Consider the following 22674-nt stretch of genomic DNA (forward strand, 5'->3'; position numbering starts at 1 on the left):
GTTTCAATTCGGTTTCGGACATCGCCCACGATTACAGCTCGTCGACCACCGCAAACAGGTTCGGCACCGCCGGACAGGGTGCCAGTTCGTTGTCGATCACATCTGACAGCCGGGTCTGATGCAGGAACACGTAGACATGCGCGCTCAACCCCTCCCACAACCGGTTGTTCAGCGATTGCGCGCGGCTGCCCGAGGTCCCGCCCGAGGCACCTGCCCCCTTGTGCATCGCGTCCACCTTTTCGTCGACCGCGCTCAGCACGTCGACCACGCGGATGTCGGACGCTGGCCGCGCCAGCCTGTAACCGCCGCCCGGTCCGCGCACCGACGCCACCAGATTGGCGCGCCGCAACTTGACGAAAAGCTGTTCCAGATAGGGCAGCGACACCGACTGGCGGGTCGCGATATCGCCGAGGTTCACCAAGGACCCCGCGGGCTGCAAGGCGATGTCAGACAATGCGACCATCGCGTAACGCCCCTTCGTTGACAGCTTCATATCGTCCACTCCACAAGATACCGCCCGACGCAGTGACAGATTGACCTCTGCGCGCCAAGGGCCTACATCCCTTTGAACCGCGTTGGTCGCAAGCGCCCGTCGCTCCAATTAGAACCGTTCTAAGGTAGCCGAGTGATTTCGTCAAGAAATCCGGTCCTTGAAACGCCAAATCACAGGATGCCCATGCCCGAGGTCATTTTTCCCGGACCCGAAGGCCGTCTCGAAGGCCGTTATCACCCGCAAAAAGAACGTGACGCACCGATTGCGATCGTTCTGCATCCCCACCCCCAGTTCGGCGGCACGATGAATCACAAGGTGGTTCACCGGATGCATTATGCCTTCTACAACATGGGATTCACCGTCCTGCGGTTCAATTTCCGCGGCGTCGGCCGAAGCCAGGGCGAATACGATCAGGGCATCGGCGAGCTGTCAGACGCGGCATCGGCGCTGGATTACCTGCAGTCGATGAACAACAACTCGAAACATTGCTGGGTCGCGGGCTTTTCCTTCGGCGCGTGGATCGGAATGCAGTTGCTGATGCGCCGCCCCGAGATCACCGGGTTCATTTCGGTGTCGCCACCTGCCAACATGTACGACTTTTCGTTCCTGGCGCCCTGCCCCGCTTCGGGTCTGGTGATCAACGGCAGCGCCGACCGCGTGGCACCGCCCGCCGATACGACGTCGCTGGTCAACAAGCTGCACGAGCAAAAGGGCATCACCATCACCCACACCGAAGTCGAAGGCGCCGGTCACTTCTTTGAAGAGCCGCATCTGGATACGCTGATCGACACCACCACCGACTATGTGAAACGACGTCTGACCGAAAACAGCCGCTGATGACCGACCAGTCCGTTCTCGACATGGCCAACAAGCTGGCCGAGGAATGCATCGCCGTTCAACGCAAGATCGGCGATGACCGGCTGTTCATGAAGCTGGGCGAAGTTCTGGGCGCATCGTCGCAAACGCTGGAAGAGGCGTTTCTGACGGCGATCCGCACCCGGATGGCCGAACAGCAGGGCCGCGCGTTTCTGGTCAAGAAACTCAAGGAGTTTCAGGCCCAGTCGGACGGATAGCACCAGCGATGACGCAATCCGCTCCCTTGCCCGATCTGACCGCAGACCAGCACGACCGCCTCAACCGCCAGATGGCATTCCTGCGCGAGGCGGACAAGCTGAAGGGCATCCTGCGCGCCTCAAGGCTGCTGGACAATTCGCGGCATGAAAATTCGGCCGAACATTCCTGGCACATCATGCTTTATGCCTGCGTGCTGGCGGAACACGCGGGCGACGGCGTCGATGCCACCCGCGTGATGCAGATGCTGCTGATCCACGACATCGTCGAGATAGACGCAGGCGACGCCCCGATCCACGGGCATGTGGACCACGCCGCGATGGCGCTGAAGGAAGCCGCCGCCGCCGACCGCCTGTTCAACCTGCTGCCCGACGATCAGGCCCGCGATTTTCGCGCGCTCTGGGATGAATTCGAGGCGGCCCAGACCCCCGACGCACAATTCGCCAAGGCCATCGACCGCACGCAGACGCCCGTGGGCAACCTGCACAGCGGCGGCGGCACATGGACCGAATACGATGTCACCATGGACCAGATGGACACCCGCGTCGGCGTGCCGATCCAGCGCGGTGCACCGGTGATCTGGGCCTGGCTGCGCCCCCTGCTGGTCAGCTTTTTCGCGAACCGCTGAATTTTTTTACAACCTCTGAAACTTCCGCGCGTTCTTTGCGTGACTGTGTTTGACCGGGTCAGATGCACTCTGGCCGGCATATGACAGACCAAGGAGGATCATGAAGATGAAAACCACACTTATCGCACTCGCCCTTTCCGTCACCGCCACAGGCGTGTTCGCCGCAGCACACGCGATGGCACCGTCCGTCGAGGCAGCCGATCAAAGCGTCGAGAACGGCGTCGTGTCGGCTGACAAGATCACCGCAGGCGAAAACGGCTGGCTGGTCGTGCACCGCACCGATGCCGAGATGGCACCCGGCCCCGTCGTCGGCTATGCGCCGCTGCGCAAGGGCGAAAACATGGACGTGGCCGCCATCCTTCAGGAAGACGTGGCATCGGGCGACATGCTGATGCTGATGGTGCACAGCGAAGCCGGCGGCATGAAAACCGGCGTCTTTGAATACACGCTTGGCGCCAAGGAAGACGGGCCGATCAGGATCGACGACAAGCTGGTCATGACGGTCATCACCGCCAAGTAAAGACCTGCCGAGCAGAGGCGTGCCCAATCGCGCCGCAAGAGGCAGACCGAGCGCCGTCGTCCCCCCATGACGGCGGCGTTCTGGTAACTGGACGATTTTCAGCCAGATCAAACGGTATACTATTGTATACACCCTTTTCGATGGGATGTTTCTGCGCTACATCGGGCGCAACTGCAAACGTCCCCGTGGAAAAGGAAACGACCATGAGCAAGATCAAGGTAGAGAACCCCATCGTCGAGATGGACGGTGACGAGATGACCCGCATCATCTGGGAGTTCATCAAGAAGAAACTGATCCTGCCCTATCTCGACATCGACCTGCTCTATTACGATCTGGGCATCGAAAGCCGCGATGCGACCGACGACCAGATCACCGTCGATGCCGCCGAAAAGACCAAGGAGGTGGGCGTCGCCGTCAAATGTGCGACGATCACGCCCGACGAGGCGCGGGTCGAGGAATTTGGCCTCAAACGCATGTACCGCTCGCCCAATGGCACCATCCGCAACATCCTGGGCGGCGTGATCTTCCGCGAGCCGATCATCTGCAGGAACGTGCCGCGTCTGGTGCCGGGCTGGACCCAACCGATCGTCGTGGGCCGTCACGCTTACGGCGACCAGTACCGCGCCACCGACTTCCGCTTTCCCGGACCGGGCAAGCTGACGATGACATTCGTGGGCGAAGACGGCGAAACCATCGAACGCGAGGTCTTCGACGCCCCCGCCGCCGGTGTGGCAATGGGCATGTACAACCTCGACGCCTCGATCTACGACTTTGCCCGCGCCTCGCTCAACTACGGGCTGATCCGCGGCTATCCGGTGTATCTGTCGACCAAGAACACCATCCTCAAAGCCTATGACGGGCGCTTCAAGGACATCTTCCAGGAGGTCTATGACGCCGAATTCGCAGACAAGTTCAAGGCGGCGAACATCTGGTACGAACACCGCCTGATCGACGATATGGTCGCCTCGGCGATGAAGTGGTCGGGCGGCTATGTCTGGGCCTGCAAGAACTACGACGGCGACGTGCAATCCGACACCGTGGCGCAGGGCTTTGGCTCGCTCGGGTTGATGACCTCGCTGCTGATGACCCCCGACGGCAAGATCGTCGAGGCGGAGGCTGCCCACGGCACCGTCACCCGCCACTATCGTCAGCACCAGAAGGGCGAGCAGACCTCGACCAACTCGATCGCGTCGATCTATGCGTGGACCGGTGGGCTGAAACATCGCGGCAAGCTGGACGACAATGCGGCCCTGACCGAATTTGCCAACACGCTGGAAAAGGTCGTCGTGGACACGGTCGAAAGCGGCTTCATGACCAAGGATCTGGCGCTGCTGGTCGGCCCCGATCAGGGCTGGCTGACCACGATGGGGTTCCTTGAGAAAGTCGACGAGAACCTGAACGCAGCGCTGAATGGCTGATCTCTGACGCAAAGGCCGCCCTTCAAAGGCGGCCTTTTTCGTCTCCTATCAGGCAGCGGTCGCGACAGTCTCCGACATGGGCGTGAGGACGACACCCGCGTTCGAAAATGCCGCCAGATGCCCCGCTGGCAGTTCGGTCCAGCCCGCCTGCCCCAGTTCCGGCGGCTCGGACACCACGAACCAACCCAGATCGTCGGGACCACGCCGGTAATAGACCGTGGGCGCGATGTGATCGGTGGAATAACGCAGCACGAACAGCCGCTCTCCGTCCATCCACGCCGCCGACGACCGCAGATGCGGCGTGGTGCCATTGGCCCGCGACATCGCCTCCAGCCGCGCATGTGCCGCGATCATCGCCAGCTCGGGCGCGCGCTCCAGCCCTTCCTCGATTGCATAGAGAAACAGCAATTCACTGTCCGTCGCCCCACGCCGATGAGGATACAGAGCATCCGAAACGCCCATATCCGCCAGTCTGCGGAACCGGTCGAACCCGCCCACCTGCCCGTTGTGCATGAAGCTCCAGCGCCTGCAGGCGAAGGGATGGCAGTTGTTGCGGCTGGTGGCCGATCCGGTCGACGCGCGGACATGTGCCATGAACGCGTGGCTTTTCACCGTCGTGCACAGCGCCTTGAGGTTGGGATCGGACCACGCGGGATAGACGTCGCGGTACAGCCCCGGCTCGGCCCGCTCGCCGTACCAGGCGACGCCGACACCGTCACCGTTAAGGGCCGTCTTGCATTCACTAGCCGCACGCGACTGGTGCACCAGTGAATGACCGGGGCTGGTGACCAGCCCGTCCATGAAGATCGGCGCACCAATATAAGCCGCCCAGCGACACATGCGTCATTGACCCCGGTTGTGGGTCTGCGCATACATTTGGGCAATCATCCGGCTGGCGGTCTTTTCGAACAGACAGGGAATAACCGCATGAACCAGCGCCGCACCGCCTGCCGCGAACAAGCGCACCGCAAAGCGTCCCGCGAACAGCAGATGTTCGAAATAGCTTTCGTCGACGGCGCGGGGATGGCTGAGGAAAATACGTGCGATCATGGGTCTGCTCCTGTTTTCGGTGCGGCCAATATGCCCCAGCCAGGGCTGGAATAGGTCCCAAAATTAATCGAGATCGGCTGTTGTGCTGGGAGGAAATCCACAGTATGTGGGCTTTATGTTGAATTTGGACGACATAGATACCCGCCTGCTGTGTGAACTGCAACGCGATGCCAGCCAGTCGCTGGACACGCTCAGCGATGTGGTGGGACTGTCGCGCAACGCCTGCTGGCGCCGCATCCGTCTGATGGAAGACGCAGGGATCATCACCGGCCGCGTGACGCTGGTGGACCCCGCCAAGATCGGCCTGCCGCTGATGGTCTTCATGCAGATCCGCACGGGCAGCCACGATCCCGACTGGCAGGCCAGGTTCTCTGCAGCGGTGAACGCCATTCCCGGCATCCTCAGCGTTTACCGCATGACCGGTGATCTGGATTATCTGGTGCGCGCCCGCGTGGCCGACATGGCAGGCTATGACCGGCTCTACCAACAGCTGATCGCGCGCTTGCCCGTGGCGGATATTTCGGCCAGCTTCGTCATGGAAGACATCAAGGACAGCACGGCCCTGCCGCTCTGAGCCCCGCAAAAGGAAGATCACCCCTTGCCTCCCCACTATATCTGGCTGTTCATCGCAGTCGCCGCCGAAACCCTCGGCACCACGGCTTTGCAGGCATCGCAGCAGTTCTCGCGGCTCTGGCCGTCCGTGGCGGTGATCCTGTGCTATGCGGCGTCCTTTTATTTCATGTCGCTGGTGCTCAAGGTGATGCCCGTCGGGATCGTCTATGCGATCTGGTCGGGTCTCGGCATCGTGATGATCGCGGGCATCGGGTTCGTGCTGTTCAATCAGCGGCTGGACCTTCCGGCGCTCGCAGGTCTGGGCATGATCATCGCGGGCATTCTGGTGATTCACCTGTTTTCAAACAGCACGCCGCACTGATCTGACGGTCTTTTTGCGGCAACTGTCGCCGACAAAGCGCCGCATACCCCTTTTTCACTGGCCTTTGCTGCACCCGCACGGTATGCGCGCGGCAACTTACCCTTAAAGGCTGACCCAATGGAACTGCGCAACATCGCAATCATCGCCCACGTTGACCACGGAAAAACAACACTGGTCGACGAATTGCTGAAACAATCGGGCACCTATCGCGAAAATCAGGCGACAACCGAACGCGCGATGGACAGCAACGATCTGGAACGCGAACGCGGCATCACGATCTTTGCCAAACCCACCTCGGTGGAATGGAAAGGCACGCGGATCAACATCGTCGACACGCCCGGCCACGCCGACTTTGGCGGTGAAGTCGAACGCATCCTGTCGATGGTCGATGGTGTGGTGCTTCTGGTCGACGCCGCCGAAGGCCCGATGCCGCAAACCAAATTCGTGACCTCGAAGGCGTTGAAACTGGGCCTGCGCCCCATCGTCGTGGTCAACAAGGTCGACAAGGCCGACGGCGAGCCCGACCGCGCGCTGGACGAATGCTTTGATCTGTTCGCCAACCTGGACGCGACCGACGAGCAGCTGGATTTCCCGACCATGTACGCCTCGGGCCGCAACGGCTGGGCCGATATGGAACTGGACGGCCCACGCAAGGGTCTGGACGCGCTCTTCGACCTGATCCTGAGCCACGTGCCAGCCCCAAAGCAGGTCGCCAATACCGATCAGGCGTTCAGCATGCTGGCCACCACATTGGGCGGCGATCCGTTCCTGGGTCGCCTGCTGACCGGCCGTGTCGAATCCGGCACCGTCAAGGCGGGCCAGACGATCAAGGCGATGTCGCGTGACGGCAAGCTGATCGAAAGCTTCCGCTGCACCAAGATCCTGGCGTTTCGCGGGCTGGACCAGACCGCCATCGACGTCGCCGAAGCCGGTGACATCGTGTCGATCGCAGGCATGACCAAGGCGACCGTGGCCGACACGCTGGCGGATGCCTCCGTGACCGAGGCGATCCCGGCCCAGCCGATCGACCCGCCCACCATCACCGTTACATTCGGCATCAACGACAGCCCGCTGGCAGGCCGTGACGGCAAGAAAGTGCAAAGCCGCGTCATCCGCGACCGCCTGCACAAGGAAGCCGAAAGCAACGTCGCCATCAAGATCAGCGACACTCCCGGCGGCGAGGCCTTCGAGGTTGCGGGCCGTGGCGAATTGCAGATGGGCGTTCTGATCGAGAACATGCGCCGCGAAGGCTTCGAGCTGTCGATATCGCGTCCGCAGGTTCTGTTTCGGGACATCGACGGCGTACGTCACGAGCCCATCGAAGAAGCCACCATCGACGTGGATGACGAATATTCGGGTGCGGTCATCGAAAAGATGACCGGCGCACGCAAGGGCGAACTGGTCGAAATGAAACCCGCAGGCGCCGGCAAGACCCGCATCGTGGCCCATGTGCCTTCGCGCGGTCTGATCGGCTATCACGGCGAATTCCTGACCGACACACGCGGCACCGGCGTTCTGAACCGCGTGTTCCACAGCTGGGCCCCGCACAAGGGCGTCATTCCGGGCCGTCGCGCAGGTGTTCTGATCTCGATGGAAAACGGCACCTCGGTGTCCTATGCGCTGTGGAAACTGGAAGACCGCGGCAAGTTCTTCATCGGCGCGCAGGAAGCCGTCTATACCGGCATGATCATCGGCGAGCACACGCGCGAGAACGATCTGGAAGTGAACCCGCTGAAAGGCAAGCAGCTGACCAACGTGCGCGCCTCCGGCACGGATGAGGCCGTGCGCCTTACCACGCCCGTCACGCTTTCGCTGGAAGAGGCGATTGCCTACATCGACGACGACGAGCTGGTCGAAGTGACGCCAAACGCGATCCGTCTGCGCAAGCGTTATCTGGACCCGCACGAGCGCAAGCGAATGGCGAAATCGGCTTAATTTCTGCAAGATAGAACAAGAAAAAGGCGCCCTGTAACGAGGCGCCTTTTTTTATCTCTGCCGGGGTTCGTCGGGGCGCTGCCCCCTTGGCCTTGCAGGCCAATTCCCCCGGGATATTTCTGGCCAAAAGAAGCTGGCGGTCAGTCCGAGGTTTCGACGATCAGCAATTCCCGCTCTGACGCGCCGCGGGCGTGGGACAGTGCCTCTTGGTAGGCATCGGAGTGATAGCATTTCTCGGCAGTCTCAACGTCGGGAAAGCGCGCGACTACGTTGCGGGGGCGCTCCTTGCCTTCGAGTTGAACAAAACGGCCACCGCGCGCGATGAAACTGCCGCCGTGGGCCGCGATGGCCGGGCCAGCGAGCTTGGCGTATTTCGCATAGGCTTCTTCGTCTGTCACTGTGACATGTGCGATCCAAAGTGCGGGCATGTTATCCTCCGATGACGGCTTTTGCCGCGTTGATTGCTGCATCTGCGTTGCCCGCATCCTTGGCGCCGCCCTGCGCCATGTCGGCCCGGCCACCGCCGCCCTTGCCGCCCAGCTCCGCCACGGCGGCCTTGACCAGATCGACCGCGCTGATGGTGTCGACCTTGTCCTTGGTCACGCCGGCGGCCACGGCGACCTTGCCGCCATCGTCGGCGATCAGCAGAACCGCGCCAGAGCCGATGCGATCCTTGTGGGCGTCGATCAGGGCCGGAAGATCCTTGCCCGTGACACCGTTCAGCACCTGCGCAATGAAAGCCGTCCCGTTCACATCTTCGGCCTGCGCCTCGGCCTTGCCACCGCCCGACATCGCCAGTTCGCGGCGCAGCTGCGCCACCTCGTTGGTCAGCGCCTTGCGTTCGTCCATCAACGCGCGCACACGGTCCGGCACTTCGGTCGCAGGCGCTTTCAGCATGTCCGCCACGGCGACCAGACGTGTGTCCTGGCTGCGCAGATAGGCCAGCGCCTCGGCCCCGGTCAGCGCCTCGATCCGGCGCACACCGGCACTGCTGGCGCTGTCACCCAGGATGACGCAGGCGCCGATATCGCCGGTCTGGCGCACATGAGTGCCACCGCAAAGCTCGATCGAATAGGTCTGCCCGTCGCCACCCTTGCCGGTGTCGGAGCGGCCCATCGAGACGACGCGCACCTCATCGCCATATTTCTCGCCGAAAAGCGCCTGCGCTCCGATCGCGCGGGCATCGTCGGGTGTCATGATCCGCGTCTCGACCGTCGCGTTCTGGCGGATGTAGGTGTTGATCTCGGTCTCGACCTGCGCCAGTTCCTCGGCGCTCAGAGCCTTCGCGTGGCTGAAATCGAACCGCAGCCGGTCAGACGCATTCAACGAGCCGCGCTGCGCCACATGTTCGCCAAGCGCATTGCGCAGCGCCTCGTGCAGCAGGTGCGTTGCCGAGTGGTTGGCACGGATCGACGTGCGGCGAGCATTGTCCACTTCAAGAATGGCCGATTGCCCCTTGGCAATGCTGCCTTTTTCGACAGTCGCAACATGCGTGAAAACGCCCGCAGTCTTGCGCGTGTCGGTCACGCGCGCGATGCCCGTGTCGGTTCGGATCACGCCCGTGTCGCCCACTTGCCCGCCGCTTTCTGCATAGAACGGCGTCTGGTTCAGGGCGATCTGCACGGTCTGCCCTTCGCCCGCATCGTCGACGCGCGCGCCATCCTGCACCAGCGCCACGATCTGACCCTCGGCCGTTTCGGTGTCGTAACCGAGGAAATCGGTGGTGCCCGCCGTGTCTGCCACGTCGAACCACACGGTCGCGTCCACCGCTTCGCCAGAGCCGGACCAGGCCGCGCGCGCCTTGGCCTTTTGCTCTGCCATCGCGCTGTCGAAGCCTTCGGTGTCGACGCTGCGGCCTTTTTCACGAAGGGCGTCCTGCGTCAGATCGAGCGGAAAGCCGAAGGTATCGTAGAGTTTGAACGCCGCAGCGCCGGACAATGCGGCGCCTTCCGGCAGCCCGGTCAGCTCATCGTCCAGCAGCTTCAACCCGCGTTCCAGCGTTTGTTTGAACCGCGTCTCTTCAAGTTCGAGCGTTTCGGTGATCAGCGCCTGCGCCCGCCCGAGTTCGGGATAGGCGGCACCCATCTGGCGCACCAATGCCGGCACCAGCCGGTGCATCATCGGATCCTTCGCGCCCAGCAAATGCGCATGGCGCATCGCGCGCCGCATGATCCGCCGCAGCACATAGCCGCGCCCGTCATTCGACGGCATCACGCCATCGGCGATCAGGAACGAGGTCGAGCGCAGGTGGTCGGCAATCACGCGGTGGTGCGTCTTGCCGGGTCCATCGGGATCGCTGCTGGACGCATCAGCGCTGGCCTCGATCAGATTGCGCATCAGATCGGTGTCATAGTTGTCGTGTTTGCCTTGAAGCAGCGCGCCGATCCGCTCCAGCCCCATGCCGGTGTCGATCGACTGCATGTCCAGCGGCGTCATGGAGCCGTCCTCGAACTGCTCGTTCTGCATGAAAACGATGTTCCAGATCTCGATGAAGCGGTCGCCGTCCTCTTCGGGCGAGCCCGGAGGGCCCCCCCAGATGTGGTCGCCGTGATCGTAGAAAATCTCGGAACAAGGGCCGCAGGGGCCGGTCGGGCCCATCTGCCAGAAGTTATCCGACGTCGGAATGCGGATGATCCGGTCATCGGTCAGGCCCGCAACCTTTTTCCAGATGTTCGCAGCCTCATCATCGGTGTGAAAGACTGTCACCAGCAGACGTTCCGCCGGAATGCCGAACCCCTTGGTCAGCAACTCCCAGGCATAGGTGATCGCCTGTTCCTTGAAATAGTCGCCGAAGCTGAAATTGCCCATCATTTCAAAGAACGTGTGGTGCCGCGCCGTATAACCGACATTGTCCAGGTCATTGTGCTTGCCGCCCGCGCGCACACATTTCTGCGCGCTGGTCGCACGGTTGTAATCGCGGGTCTCGACGCCGGTGAACAGGTTCTTGAACTGGACCATGCCCGAGTTCACGAACATCAGCGTCGGATCGTTGCGCGGGACAAGCGGGCTGGAGGGCACGATCTGATGCCCCTGCTTTTCGAAAAAGTTCAGAAAGGTGGATCGGATGTCGTTCAACGTGGGCATATGGACTGGGCCTTTTTGGCGCGGAATGTGGCTTTGCGATGGGATACCCGCCCATTCTGCCGCTGTCCACCATGCAAAGAGCGGCCAAAACGTACAAGGCGCACCGGAGGGCGCGCCTTGTCAAAAATCAGGTGGTTCTGGGGCGGTTAACCTTCGACCAGATCGTCATCACCCCCGATGGGACGCACTCCGAAATCCAGCCCGTGTGCAGCACGGATCTTGTCCTCGATGTCGTAGGCAATCGACGGGTTGTCCTTGAGGAACTGCTTGGAGTTCTCACGGCCCTGCCCCATGCGTTCGTCGCCATAGCTGAACCAGGCACCTGATTTCTCGACGACACCGGCCTTGACACCCAGGTCCAGCAGTTCGCCCATTTTCGAGATGCCTTCGCCATACATGATGTCGAATTCCACCTGTTTGAACGGCGAGGCGACCTTGTTCTTCACGACCTTGACGCGGGTGGCGTTGCCAACCACTTCGTCACGATCCTTCAGCGCGCCGATGCGGCGGATGTCCAGACGCACGGACGAGTAGAATTTCAGCGCGTTGCCGCCGGTCGTGGTTTCCGGTGAGCCGAACATGACGCCGATTTTCATCCGGATCTGGTTGATGAAGATGACCATGCAGTTGCTGCGGCTGATAGAGCCGGTCAGTTTGCGCATGGCCTGACTCATCAGACGGGCCTGAACGCCGACGCTGCTGTCGCCCATGTCGCCCTCAAGCTCGGATTTTGGCGTCAGGGCCGCGACCGAATCGACCACGACCATGTTGACCGCGCCCGAACGCACGAGGGTGTCGGTGATCTCCAGCGCCTGTTCGCCGGTGTCGGGCTGCGAAATCAGCAACTCGTCAATATCCACGCCAAGCTTGCGGGCATATTGCGGATCAAGCGCGTGTTCTGCGTCGACAAAGGCACAGACGCCGCCCGCCTTTTGCTGCTCGGCGATGCAATGCAGGGTCAGCGTCGTTTTGCCCGAGGATTCAGGACCATAGATCTCGATGATACGCCCCATCGGCAGGCCGCCGATCCCCAGCGCGATGTCCAGACCAAGCGAACCGGTCGAGCTGGCGGTGATGTCCTGGACTGCGCCTTCCGCGCCCAGCTTCATGATCGAGCCCTTGCCGAATTGCCGTTCGATCTGCGCCAGGGCACTGTCCAGCGCCTTTTGCTTGTCCGCGTTCTTCTTGCTGTCCATTGTCAAAAGATCTGCCGTTGCCATTGATATCGTCCCTTAGTGTCATACCCCGAAGGGGGCGGCAATCGCTGCCTGTGCTGCGTCGATGTTCTTATTACGTTCTATATGAGGACAAAATGAGAACATTACAATCTAATTTTTCTTGTCCTACTTTGGGGCAATAGTTGTTAAAGAGTGGTGAACGGTTTGAAATTTGGTCGGCGGCTTTGGGGTTATTGCGGTAAATGCTTGTTTTCTTTAAAGAACGTCTTGCGTTTTTGTCTGTGCCCAAGACCGGCACCACGGCTTACGAAACTGCGTTGCGTCCACGCGCGGATATGGTGATCTCTGAGCCGCCGATGCTGAAACACGCGCCGGTCTATCGCTACAATCGCTTCGTGCGGCCGATGTTTCTGAAAGTCTGCGATGCGGAGCTTGAGGTGATGGCGGTGATGCGCGAGCCGATCAGCTGGCTTGGCTCTTGGTGGCGGTATCGCCAGCGGCCGTTCATGGCGGGCAAGCCCAATGCGACCCATGGCATCAGTTTTGACGACTTCGTCCAGGCCTACATGAAGGGGAAGAAACCGGGATTTGCCGATGTCGGCAGTCAGTTCAAATTTCTCGAAGCCCAACCCAACGGCGTTGGGGTCACCCATCTGTTTCGCTACGAAGACCAGCCGCGCTTGCAGTCATTCCTGTCAGAGCGTCTGGATGTGACGCTGAACCTCAGCCGCGAGAATGTCTCGCCCGAGATGCCGCTCGCGTTGTCGGCGGACGTGTCAGAGCGTTTCCGGCGGAAGTTTTCTGATGAGTTCGATCTTTACGACAGCATCGGCTGATTTTCGGCCTCGTGGAGGTGGCTAGTGCAACTGCTTGTGAACCGTCTCGGTCAACTGATCGAGAGAAAACGGTTTGGGCAGAAAAACGGAATTCGGGATCGACGCCTGATCGTTGTTCAAACGGTCTTCGGCATAGCCGGATACGAAGACCACGCGCACTTCGGGGCGTGATTTCAAAGCCTCGCGCACCCAGCTTGGGCCATCCTTGCCGGGCATCACCACGTCCGTGACGAACAGATCGACGTTCAGGTCGGCGTCTTCCAGTGTCTTCAATGCAGATTCAGCGCAGTCCGCCTCCAGAACCGTATAGCCGCGCAGCCGCAAGGCGCGGCTTGCAAAGGCGCGCACCGGGGCCTCGTCCTCGACCAGCAGAATCACGCCGTCCCCGTGGCTCGGGCTGGCGGGTGCGGCCAGTGCCACCGCCCTCTCGACGGGCAATGGTGCGCCTTCGAGCACCGGGAACAGAAGCGTGAAACAGGTCCCCTCGCCTTCGGTGCTGTCGACGAAGATGAAACCACCCGTCTGCTTGACGATACCGTAGGCCGTCGACAGGCCCAGGCCCGTCCCCTCGCCCGTGCTTTTGGTGGTAAAGAACGGCTCGAACACCTTTTGCAGCTTGTCGGGTGCGATGCCGATGCCCCGGTCCACCACGCGCACCGCCACATATTGCCCTCCCGGCACCGTGACGCGGTCGCGCGTCATCGGTTCGTTCAGGGTGACGCATTCCGTCTCGATGCGGATCTCCCCGCCATCGGGCATCGCGTCACGGGCGTTGACCACCAGGTTCATCAGTACCTGTTCAAGCTGGCGTTTGTCGGCGCGGATGGCTTGCAACATCGGATCGTGGCTAAGCGTCAACGTCACCTTTTCGCCCACAAGACGGTTGAGAAGATGCGTAAGGTCGGACAGCGTGTCGCGCATGTCCAGCATTTCGGGGCGCAGGGTCTGTTTGCGTGAAAAGGCCAGCAGTTGCCCCACCAGCGCCGCGGCGCGGTTGGCGTTCTGGTTGATCTGCACGAGGTCGCCATAGTCGGCATCGCCGTGGTCGTGACGCAGCAAAAGCAGATCGCAATGGCCCGAGATTGCAGTCAGCAGGTTATTGAAATCATGCGCAATTCCGCCTGCCAACTGGCCGATAGCCTGCATCTTCTGGCTTTGCACGAATTGCGCCTCAAGCGTTTTCAACTCGGTGGCGTCGGTCAGCACCGCAATCACGCTTGCGACGCCATTCTCGGTGACGCGGTTCAGGGTGACCTGAACGAACATCTCCTTGTCCGCGCGCTTCAGCCGCAGGAATTCCGAATGCTGCACTGCGCGGCCAGCGATCGTTTCGGCCAGCCAGTCGGCAATGGGTCGCCCCAGCCCTTCCATGAACGACGACAGATGCGCGCCCTTGGCCATGCTCTCCCCCACAAGCGCGGTCGCGGATCTGTTGCACCCCTGCACCATCCCCTCGGGCGTGACCAGAACCAGCGGCACCGGCAGTCTTTCGAAGGCAGCCCAGGTGTCGACCGGGGCGTCGGGCGGCTCGGGCTGCTCCACGGGCAGCAGGTACAGCGCACGCCGCCCCGCGCCGCCGTCGATGTCAGACACCGCACAGCGCAGCGTTCCGGTCTGGGTCGACAGCAAGGCCACGTCGCCCGGCGCGGGCAGGCCTGCGGGAAACACACGGTCCAGCGTCTTGGCCCGGTGACCGATCAGGGCACGCGCGCCGTCGTTCATGAACAGGATCGCGCCGGTGCGTCCGACCATAAGCATCGCCAGTCCCGGTTCCTCGTGCCCCTTCGAGGTCGCCTCATCCGGTATGGCTTCGATCCGCCACAGATAGGCGTCGGGGCCCATCACGTGCACCGCCAGACGGATCTGGCCCTTGCGCGTCACGATATCCTCGCGCGCGGACCCTTCGGCGTCGGCGGTCAGTTTCAGCCGATAGGTGATACCGCCCGGATTGGCGAATGTATCGCGCAAAAGTCCGGCAAGGCTCAGGCCCGCCTGGCTGTCGAAACGTGCGCGCGCCGCGGCGTTCATGGATGTGACCCCGCCATCGCCATCGGTTACCAGACTGGGCGAGGCATCTTTTTCCGTAAACGACGACATCACCGAAAAGGCCATCGCGCGCCGTGCCTTGCGGCGACGGGTGATCGCGACCAGCAGCACGAAAAACGCGAAAATCGTCATCGCGGCGGCTGAGGTGGCCAGTTGAACCACGCCTGCGGGTGAAAGTGCACCCATCACCCCCAGCACCGCAGCCGCGATCACCAGACTGCGCAGGCGCGCGGCGCTGAAATCGGGAAATGGTCCCAAAGGTCCCGTGGTCAGTGCGTTGTTTTGCAAAACGCTACCCTTTTGCTCGAATCGTTGCGTCACTTGTCGCGCGAAAACGATTAATCGCAGATTAACTGCGTCGGGTAGGTGGGCATTTAAGGCGCCCGTCCGCCTGTCTTCCGTGAAAAAACAGTAGAAGCGCGATCAGCCCCGCGTCAAGTGTGCGGTGAAAAAACCGTCGCCCTCGGCGCTGATGGTCCAGCGCTTGCGAAAGCTGCACGTCCAGCCCGCATGACGCGCCAGAAACGCGTCGATCCGGTCCTCATTCTCGCAGGTCAGCACCGAACAGGTGACGTAGACCAGCGTGCCCTCGGGCGTCACATGGCCCATCGCGGTGTCCAGAATTTCGTCCTGGATGCCGTTCAACTCGTCCAGACGCTGCTGGGTCAAGGCCCATTTGCCTTCGGGACTGCGCCGCCAGGCACCGCTGCCGGAACAGGGCGCATCGCAGAGCACCACATCGAACTTTTCCTTGGCGGGCAGCTGATCGGGGGCCACCACGCGGATCTGCACGCCCGCACGTTCGGCGCGATCAGGGATATCGGCCATGCGACCCGGCGCGATGTCATGCGCCCAGACGGTAAAGCCGCGCGCGGCCAGGGCCAACGCCTTGCCGCCGCCGCCCGCGCAATAATCCAGCGCGCGCGTGCCGTCGGGGATCGCATCCACCACAGCCTGGCTCGCGGCGTCCTGCATTTCGATCCAGCCGTCGATATAGGCCTGCGACTGGCGCACGCGGCGCGGGTTCGACAGCACGGTCAGCGCGGTGGGGCTGAGACTGTTGGCTTCGGTCAGGACCTGCTCGGATTCCAGCGCAGATTGCACGTCGGCTACCGAACACACGCGCGTGTTGACGCGCAGCGTGATCGGCGCACGGTCCTGGGCGATCAGGGCAATCGCTTCGGCATCATCGCCCAAGGCAGCCTGCCATTGCGGCAGCAGCCACTCGGGCAGGTTCCAGCGGTCGCCGATCTCGGTCGGTGTCGCGCCCGCCTGACGTTCCTCGTCGGTCAACGGTGCGGGGGCGTGGCCCGCATCATCGAACAGCGCGTCGATGTCCGCGTCGTCGGCCCGCAGCCGTCCGATCATGCGCGCGCGGCCATCTTCGCCGCCGCCCAGCACCGCATCGCTGCGCCATGTGCGCAGGGCGGCAAAGACCAGATCGCGGATGGCGGCACGGTCCTTGGAGCCTGCAAAACGGCTGTTGCGCGCCCAGCGGGTCAGCGCCTGTTCGGCGGCCTGACCGGCCAGGATATCGTCAATGATCTCGATCGACGCGGCGACCCGTGCTCCGGGGGTCATTGGTGGCACCGCGAATGAAGAACGTCGGTCAAAGTCATGAAATACATATCCAATTGGTAGAGTGGCGGCGCACCGGCCCGATTGCCCGGACAGGTGCGCCAAGGGTTATCCGATGCGGTAGTTCGGGCTTTCGCGGGTGATCTGCACGTCGTGCACGTGGCTCTCGGAGAGCCCCGCGTTGGTGATCTTGACGAAGGTGCAGTTCTTGCGCATCTCGGCCACGGTCGCGCAGCCGGTATAACCCATCGCCGCGCGCAGGCCGCCCACCAGTTGGTGGATCACCGCATTGGCACTTCCCTTGTAAGGCACCTGACCTTCGATCCCTTCGGGCACCAGCTTGTCGCTGGCCGCGTCCTTCTGGAAATAGCGGTCGGCAGAACCGCGCGCCATTGCGCCAAGAGACCCCATGCCGCGATAGCCTTTGAAGGTGCGGCCCTGGTACAGGATCACCTCGCCGGGGGATTCGTCGGTGCCCGCGACCATGCTGCCGACCATCGCGCAGGACGCACCCGCCGCAATCGCCTTGGCGAAATCGCCCGAGAACTTGATGCCGCCATCGGCAATGATCGGCACGTCGCCCGCAGCCGCCGCACAGTCCATGATGGCGGTCAGTTGCGGCACGCCGACTCCTGCGACCATGCGCGTGGTGCAGATAGAACCGGGGCCGATGCCCACCTTGACCGCGTCCGCGCCCGCATCGATCAGCGCACGCACGGCAGCACCCGTGGCCACGTTGCCCGCGACCACCTGAAAATCGCCCGACAGCGTCTTGGCGCGGCGCACGGCCTCGGCCACGCCTTCGGAATGGCCATGGGCGGTGTCGATCACGATCATGTCCGCCCCGGCATCGACCAGCGCCTGCGTGCGCTCGAACCCTGCATCGCCCACGGTCGTGGCCGCAGCCACCCGCAGGCGGCCCAGCTCGTCCTTGCAGGCGGTCGGGTTCAGCACGGCCTGTTCGGTGTCTTTCAGCGTCAACAGACCGGTCAATTTGCCCTTGCTGTCCGTCACCAGCAGTTTTTCGATGCGCCGCGCCTTCATCAGGCTGATCGCCTCGTCGCGGTCGGCAGGTTCCTGCAGGATCGCCAGATTGTCCGATGTCATCATCACCCGCACCGGCGTCTTGTCGTCGCTGGCAAAGCGCATGTCGCGGTTGGTGACGATCCCGACGACACGGCCGCTTTCGTCCACCACCGGAAATCCCGACACGCGGTAGCGTTCCTGCAACTCCTTGGCGTCGGCCAGCGTCTGGTCGGCGCGCAGGGTGATCGGATTGTAGACGATGCCGCTTTCAAAGCGTTTCACCCGTCGCACTTCTTTCGATTGCGCGTCGATGTCCAGATTGCGGTGCACCACGCCGATCCCGCCGGCCTGCGCCATGGCAATCGCCATGCGGCTTTCGGTCACCGTGTCCATCGCCGAGCTGAGCAGCGGTATGTTCATGGCGATCGAGCGGGTCACCCAGGTGCGCGTATCGGCAGTGCTGGGCAGCACGCTGGACGCAGCCGGAACCAGCAAAACATCATCAAAGGTAAGGGCCTCGCGAATCTCCATGTCACACCTCGCATCGGAGTTACGGTTGGCAAGTTCCTATTTCACGGGATGGTCGGGATGAAAAGGGCAAATGGCCGATTGCATGGCAGCCATGCCTGCGTAACCCTGCACGCGACATCCGAAAAACAGGAGCATCCTCATGGCCAACTCATATGACAGCGGACGGCTGGACCTTCCCTTTGTCGGCATCTCGACCTTCGGCAAGCGTCCCTATCAGCCGGACTGGGGCGCGCTGGAAGCCGATGTGGCCATCCTGGGCGCGCCCTTCGACGCGGGCACCCAGTGGCGCGCCGGGGCGCGGTTCGGCCCACGCGGCGTGCGCGAGGCCTCGACGCTGTTCAGCTTCGGCCACGCAGGTGCCTATGACCACGAGGACGACGCGACCTACCTGCCCGCCTCGGTGCGGATCGTGGACATGGGCGACGCCGACATCATCCACACCGACACCGAAAGCAGCCACGCCAATATCGAGGCAGGTGTCAGGGCCGCCCTCAAGGCAGGTGCCCTGCCGGTGGTGATCGGGGGCGATCATTCGGTCAACATTCCCTGCATCCGCGCCTTTGACGATCAGGGCGACATTCACATCCTGCAAATCGACGCGCATCTGGATTTCGTCGATGAACGTCACGGCGTGCGCCATGGCCACGGCAACCCGATGCGCCGCGCCGCCGAGCAGCCTTATGTCACCGGGCTGACGCAGGTGGGCATCCGCAACGTGTCATCCACCGCGCGCGAAGGCTATGCAGACGCGCGCAGGATGGGGTCCGACATCGTCTCGGTCCGGCAGGCGCGCAAGATGGGCACGCAGGCCCTGCTGGCGCGGATACCGGCGGGCGCACGGGTCTATATCACGCTGGACATCGACGCCTTTTGCCCGTCGATCGCGCCCGGCACCGGCACGCCCAGCCACGGCGGTTTCCTGTATTACGAGGTGCTTGAGCTGCTGCAGGGCGTGGCGCAGGGGCACGATGTGGTGGGCGTCGATCTGGTCGAGGTGGCACCGGATTACGACCCCACGGGATCAACCTCGGTGCTGGCCGCACAGGTCCTGCTGAACCTGCTGGGCTTCGTCTTTCATGCGCGCGGCGCGGTGTAGGCAGCATCGCACCGCCCCTGCCCTGCGCACCCCTGCCGCTAAATGACGCCAACAGCACCATAATTGCCGCTCTCTGCCTTTCGCTTTGACGCAACTGGCCTATGTTCGCGACAACACTCAGCCAAGGCACGTTCATGAGCACCGATACCTCCCAAGATCCACTCGTCGTCTTCACCCCCTCGGGCAAGCGCGGGCGCTTTGCCAAAGGCACCCCGATCCTGACCGCCGCGCGCCAGCTGGGCGTCGATCTGGACAGTGTCTGCGGCGGACGCGGCATCTGCAGCAAATGCCAGATCAGCCCCGGCTACGGCCAGTTCTCCAAACACGGCGTCACCGTCCACGAGAACGCGCTGAGCGACTGGAACAGCGTCGAGGAACGCTATAAATCCAAGCGCGGCATGATCGACGGCCGCCGTCTGGGCTGTCAGGCGATGGTACAGGGCGACGTGGTGATCGACGTGCCGCCCGAAAGCCAGGTCCACAAGCAGGTCGTCCGCAAACGCGCCGAGGCGCGCGACATCGTCATGAACCCCTCGACCAAGCTCTATTACATCGAGGTGCAGCAGCCCGACATGCACATCCCCTCGGGCGATCTGGAACGGCTGCGCGACGCGCTGCGCGACCAGTGGCAGCTGGAAAACGTCCACGCCGATCTGCACATTCTGCAATCCATGCAGCCGATCCTGCGCAAGGGCGACTGGAAGGTCACCGTCGCCGTCCACCTGGGCGACCGCGAGAATGCCCCGCGGATCATGCACATCTGGCCCGGCTATTACGAAGGGTCGGTTTACGGCCTTGCCGTCGATCTCGGCTCGACCACCATCGCCGCGCACCTGTGCGATCTGCATTCGGGCGTTGTGGTCGCCTCCTCGGGCATCATGAACCCGCAGATCCGCTTTGGCGAGGACCTGATGAGCCGCGTCAGCTATTCGATGATGAACCCCAAGGGCGCGCAGGAGATGACCAATGCCGTGCGCGAGGGGATGAATGCGCTCTTCACCCAGATCAGCATCGAGGCGAACATCGACAAGGCGCTGATCGTCGACGCCGTCTTTGTCTGCAATCCGGTCATGCACCACCTGTTTCTGGGCATCGACCCGTTCGAGCTGGGCCAGGCCCCCTTTGCGCTGGCCACATCGAACAGCCTGCGTCTGCGCGCGGACGATCTGCATCTGAACATCCACCCCTCCGCACGGATCTATCTGCTGCCCTGCATCGCGGGCCATGTGGGCGCGGATGCCGCTGCCGTGGCCCTGTCCGAGGCTCCGGACAAGTCCGAGGATCTGGTTCTGGTGGTCGACGTGGGCACCAACGCCGAGATTTTGCTGGGCAACCGCGACAAGGTTCTCGCCTGTTCATCGCCCACCGGCCCCGCCTTCGAGGGCGCTCAGATCAGCAGCGGCCAGCGCGCCGCCCCCGGTGCCATCGAGCGGGTCGAGATCGACCCCGTCACCAAGGAGCCACGCTTTCGCGTCATCGGCTGCGAGCTGTGGTCCGACGAGGACGGCTTTGACGAGGCCATCGGTGCCTCGGGCGTCACCGGCATCTGCGGCTCGGGCATCATCGAGATGGTCGCCGAAATGCGCATGGCCGGGATCGTCGACGCCCCCGGCCTGATCGGCAGCCCCGAGCAGACCGGCACATCGCGCTGTTTCCTCGACGGGCGCACCTACTCATACCTGGTCTACGACGCGACCGACCGGGGCGGCCCGCGCATCACCGTGACCAACCGCGACATCCGCGAAATCCAGATGGCCAAGGCGGCGCTCTATTCCGGCGCGCGCCTGCTGATGGACAAATTCGGCGTCGACAAGGTGGACCGCATCGTGCTGGCCGGGGCCTTCGGCGCGCATATCTCGCCCAAACACGCGATGATCCTGGGCATGATCCCCGACGCGCCACTGGACAAGGTGACCTCGGCAGGCAACGCCGCGGGCACCGGCGCCCGCATCGCCCTTCTGAACCGCGAGGCACGGATGGAGATCGAGGAAACCGTGCGCGCCATCCACAAGGTCGAAACCGCGATAGAGCCGCGCTTTCAAGAGCATTTCGTGAACGCCAGCGCGATCCCGAACTCGGTCGAGCCGTTCCCGATCCTGAATTCCATCGTGACCCTGCCCACGGCCACCTTCAACACCGGCGGCGGCGACAAGTCCGAAGGCGGGCGTCGCAGACGCGCGCGCGCATGAGCGGCAATTCGGATCAGGCCACGTTCTGGAGCACCGAGGCGGGCCGCAACTGGGTCACCTTCCGGCATGCCCTGGATGCGGTCATGGCCCCGGTGCTCGATCTGGTGCTGAACCATGCCGACTTGCAACCCGGTGAAACAGTGATCGACATCGGCTGCGGCACCGGAGCCTCGACCCTGCGTGCGGCAGAAACTGTCGGGCCGAGTGGCGCCGTGCACGGCTATGACATTTCGCCTGTCATGCTGGACCTCGCAGCACAGCGCACCGCCGATCTCGACAACGTGACCCTGACCGAGGCCGATGCCCAGGATCACACCTTTGCCAAAGGGGCCGCCGACGCGCTGATTTCGCGCTTTGGCGTGATGTTCTTTGCCGATCCGACCGCGGCCTTTGCCAATCTCGCCCACGCCCTGCGACCCGGCGGGCGGATGGTGATGGCCGCGTGGGGCCCCGCCGCGCAAAACCCGTGGTTCATGGACCCGGCCCGCGTCGCACGCGAACGGCTCGGCACCCCGCCCAAGGTGGACCGCACCCTGCCCGGCCCCTTCGCCTTCGAAGACGCCGACCGCGTGACCCGCCTGCTGAGCGCCGCGGGTCTGGATGTCACCGTAACCCCCGTCGATCTGCGCCTCGGCGCACTGGCAACGCTCGACGATCTGGCCGAGCAAAGCTGCAACATCGGGCCTGCCGTCGGCATCATGCGCGACTTCGACGCGACAGATGCAGACCGCAAAGCCATCCGCGCGGGCATCGCAGAGGCATTTTCCGCCTATGACACGCAGAGCGGCGTGCGGGTGCCTGCCCGCATCAACCTGATCACCGCACGTGTCTGATCACCTGTCCGAGCAGCTGACGGGCACGCAACCAGCCAGATCGCAGGCCACCCGAACACCTAACGATCCCTTCACAATCCCGATTGACGCTCCCCCGACCAGCCGCTATCAGTCCAGCCTGCGGCGGGTATGGTGAAAAGGTATCACGGCAGCTTCCCAAGCTTTAGTTACGAGTTCGATTCTCGTTACCCGCTCCATGCAGAGATCACCAAAAACACTGTAGCAGGC

21 protein-coding genes and 1 tRNA gene are annotated in these 22674 nt (G+C 62.8%); 13 read left to right on the top strand and 9 right to left on the bottom strand.

The genetic code is table 11. The annotated features are described in order from the left end of the window. Positions 1-31 precede the first annotated feature (31 nt). Positions 32-493: a Fe-S cluster assembly transcriptional regulator IscR gene (iscR, locus tag NTA49_RS11590; protein WP_258294942.1), complete on the bottom strand. Its 462-nt coding sequence runs from the start codon at positions 491-493 to the stop codon at positions 32-34. Between the two features lie 183 nt (positions 494-676). Between iscR and NTA49_RS11595 the strand changes: the two genes are divergently transcribed. The 5 genes from NTA49_RS11595 to NTA49_RS11615 all read left to right on the top strand — a co-directional run bounded on the left by NTA49_RS11595 (position 677) and on the right by NTA49_RS11615 (position 4130). Continuing rightward, positions 677-1330, top strand: a complete 654-nt coding sequence (locus NTA49_RS11595) for an alpha/beta hydrolase (protein WP_258294943.1) — start codon at positions 677-679, stop codon at positions 1328-1330. Next, entirely contained in the window at positions 1330-1566 is a 237-nt protein-coding gene (locus NTA49_RS11600) for a hypothetical protein (protein ID WP_258294945.1), read from the top strand. The genes NTA49_RS11595 and NTA49_RS11600 overlap by 1 nt, the downstream gene beginning before the upstream one ends. A gap of 8 nt (positions 1567-1574) precedes the next feature. Beyond that, positions 1575-2192, top strand: coding sequence for an HD domain-containing protein (locus tag NTA49_RS11605; protein ID WP_258294947.1), 618 nt, complete (start codon positions 1575-1577; stop codon positions 2190-2192). 100 nt (positions 2193-2292) lie between these two features. Then, entirely contained in the window at positions 2293-2712 is a 420-nt protein-coding gene (locus tag NTA49_RS11610) for a DUF7282 domain-containing protein (RefSeq protein ID WP_261368277.1), read from the top strand. Positions 2713-2915: 203 nt separating this feature from the next. Beyond that, positions 2916-4130, top strand: a complete 1215-nt coding sequence (locus tag NTA49_RS11615; RefSeq protein WP_258294950.1) for an NADP-dependent isocitrate dehydrogenase — start codon at positions 2916-2918, stop codon at positions 4128-4130. A gap of 48 nt (positions 4131-4178) precedes the next feature. On the opposite strand, the gene NTA49_RS11620 is transcribed toward NTA49_RS11615, so the two are convergent. Continuing rightward, positions 4179-4970 carry a class II glutamine amidotransferase gene (locus NTA49_RS11620; RefSeq protein WP_258294951.1) on the bottom strand — a complete coding sequence of 264 codons (792 nt, stop codon included), beginning with the start codon at positions 4968-4970 and terminating at the stop codon, positions 4179-4181. Positions 4971-4973: 3 nt separating this feature from the next. Further along, complete coding sequence (locus NTA49_RS11625; RefSeq protein ID WP_258294952.1) at positions 4974-5180, bottom strand: DUF6356 family protein; 207 nt, start codon at positions 5178-5180, stop codon at positions 4974-4976. A 115-nt stretch (positions 5181-5295) separates the two neighbouring features. Here NTA49_RS11625 and NTA49_RS11630 point away from each other — a divergent pair, with 115 nt between their 5' ends. The 3 genes from NTA49_RS11630 (at position 5296) to typA (ending at position 8049) form a co-directional block, all read left to right on the top strand. Then, positions 5296-5754 (top strand): Lrp/AsnC family transcriptional regulator, encoded by a 459-nt coding sequence (locus NTA49_RS11630; protein ID WP_258294953.1) that lies wholly within the window; start codon positions 5296-5298, stop codon positions 5752-5754. Positions 5755-5793: 39 nt separating this feature from the next. Beyond that, positions 5794-6114, top strand: a complete 321-nt coding sequence (locus NTA49_RS11635) for a DMT family transporter (RefSeq protein ID WP_408637145.1) — start codon at positions 5794-5796, stop codon at positions 6112-6114. 117 nt (positions 6115-6231) lie between these two features. After that, complete coding sequence (gene typA / locus NTA49_RS11640) at positions 6232-8049, top strand: translational GTPase TypA (RefSeq protein WP_258294956.1); 1818 nt, start codon at positions 6232-6234, stop codon at positions 8047-8049. A gap of 140 nt (positions 8050-8189) precedes the next feature. Here the strand turns inward: typA and NTA49_RS11645 are convergent, their stop codons facing one another. From NTA49_RS11645 to recA, 3 genes are all read right to left on the bottom strand, one after another. After that, positions 8190-8477: a DUF1330 domain-containing protein gene (locus NTA49_RS11645; protein WP_258294957.1), complete on the bottom strand. Its 288-nt coding sequence runs from the start codon at positions 8475-8477 to the stop codon at positions 8190-8192. Between the two features lies 1 nt (position 8478). Next, positions 8479-11133, bottom strand: coding sequence for an alanine--tRNA ligase (alaS, locus tag NTA49_RS11650; protein WP_258294958.1), 2655 nt, complete (start codon positions 11131-11133; stop codon positions 8479-8481). Between the two features lie 146 nt (positions 11134-11279). Further along, on the bottom strand, positions 11280-12353 hold the full coding sequence (recA, locus tag NTA49_RS11655) for a recombinase RecA (protein ID WP_261368278.1): 1074 nt from the start codon (positions 12351-12353) through the stop codon (positions 11280-11282). 200 nt (positions 12354-12553) lie between these two features. Here recA and NTA49_RS11660 point away from each other — a divergent pair, with 200 nt between their 5' ends. Continuing rightward, positions 12554-13147 carry a gamma-glutamyl kinase gene (locus tag NTA49_RS11660; protein WP_261368279.1) on the top strand — a complete coding sequence of 198 codons (594 nt, stop codon included), beginning with the start codon at positions 12554-12556 and terminating at the stop codon, positions 13145-13147. Positions 13148-13168: 21 nt separating this feature from the next. On the opposite strand, the gene NTA49_RS11665 is transcribed toward NTA49_RS11660, so the two are convergent. From NTA49_RS11665 to guaB, 3 genes are all read right to left on the bottom strand, one after another. Continuing rightward, positions 13169-15379, bottom strand: a complete 2211-nt coding sequence (locus NTA49_RS11665; RefSeq protein WP_261368286.1) for an ATP-binding protein — start codon at positions 15377-15379, stop codon at positions 13169-13171. Positions 15380-15616: 237 nt separating this feature from the next. Continuing rightward, positions 15617-16774, bottom strand: coding sequence for an RsmB/NOP family class I SAM-dependent RNA methyltransferase (locus tag NTA49_RS11670; protein ID WP_258294961.1), 1158 nt, complete (start codon positions 16772-16774; stop codon positions 15617-15619). Positions 16775-16879: 105 nt separating this feature from the next. After that, a complete protein-coding gene (gene guaB / locus NTA49_RS11675) occupies positions 16880-18328 on the bottom strand; it encodes an IMP dehydrogenase (protein WP_258294962.1) in 1449 nt (482 codons plus the stop codon). Between the two features lie 139 nt (positions 18329-18467). Between guaB and speB the strand changes: the two genes are divergently transcribed. The 4 genes from speB to NTA49_RS11695 all read left to right on the top strand — a co-directional run bounded on the left by speB (position 18468) and on the right by NTA49_RS11695 (position 22643). Continuing rightward, positions 18468-19424 carry an agmatinase gene (gene speB / locus NTA49_RS11680; RefSeq protein ID WP_258294963.1) on the top strand — a complete coding sequence of 319 codons (957 nt, stop codon included), beginning with the start codon at positions 18468-18470 and terminating at the stop codon, positions 19422-19424. Positions 19425-19558: 134 nt separating this feature from the next. Next, positions 19559-21613 carry an ASKHA domain-containing protein gene (locus NTA49_RS11685; protein ID WP_258294964.1) on the top strand — a complete coding sequence of 685 codons (2055 nt, stop codon included), beginning with the start codon at positions 19559-19561 and terminating at the stop codon, positions 21611-21613. Next, positions 21610-22446, top strand: a complete 837-nt coding sequence (locus NTA49_RS11690; RefSeq protein WP_258294965.1) for a class I SAM-dependent methyltransferase — start codon at positions 21610-21612, stop codon at positions 22444-22446. Before NTA49_RS11685 ends, NTA49_RS11690 begins: the two co-directional genes overlap by 4 nt. A gap of 123 nt (positions 22447-22569) precedes the next feature. Next, a tRNA-Gly gene (locus tag NTA49_RS11695) sits at positions 22570-22643 on the top strand. The last annotated feature ends 31 nt before the right edge of the window (positions 22644-22674 follow it).

Source organism: Pseudosulfitobacter koreensis, assembly GCF_024733015.1.
In the GTDB taxonomy this organism is placed as follows: domain Bacteria; phylum Pseudomonadota; class Alphaproteobacteria; order Rhodobacterales; family Rhodobacteraceae; genus Pseudosulfitobacter; species Pseudosulfitobacter koreensis.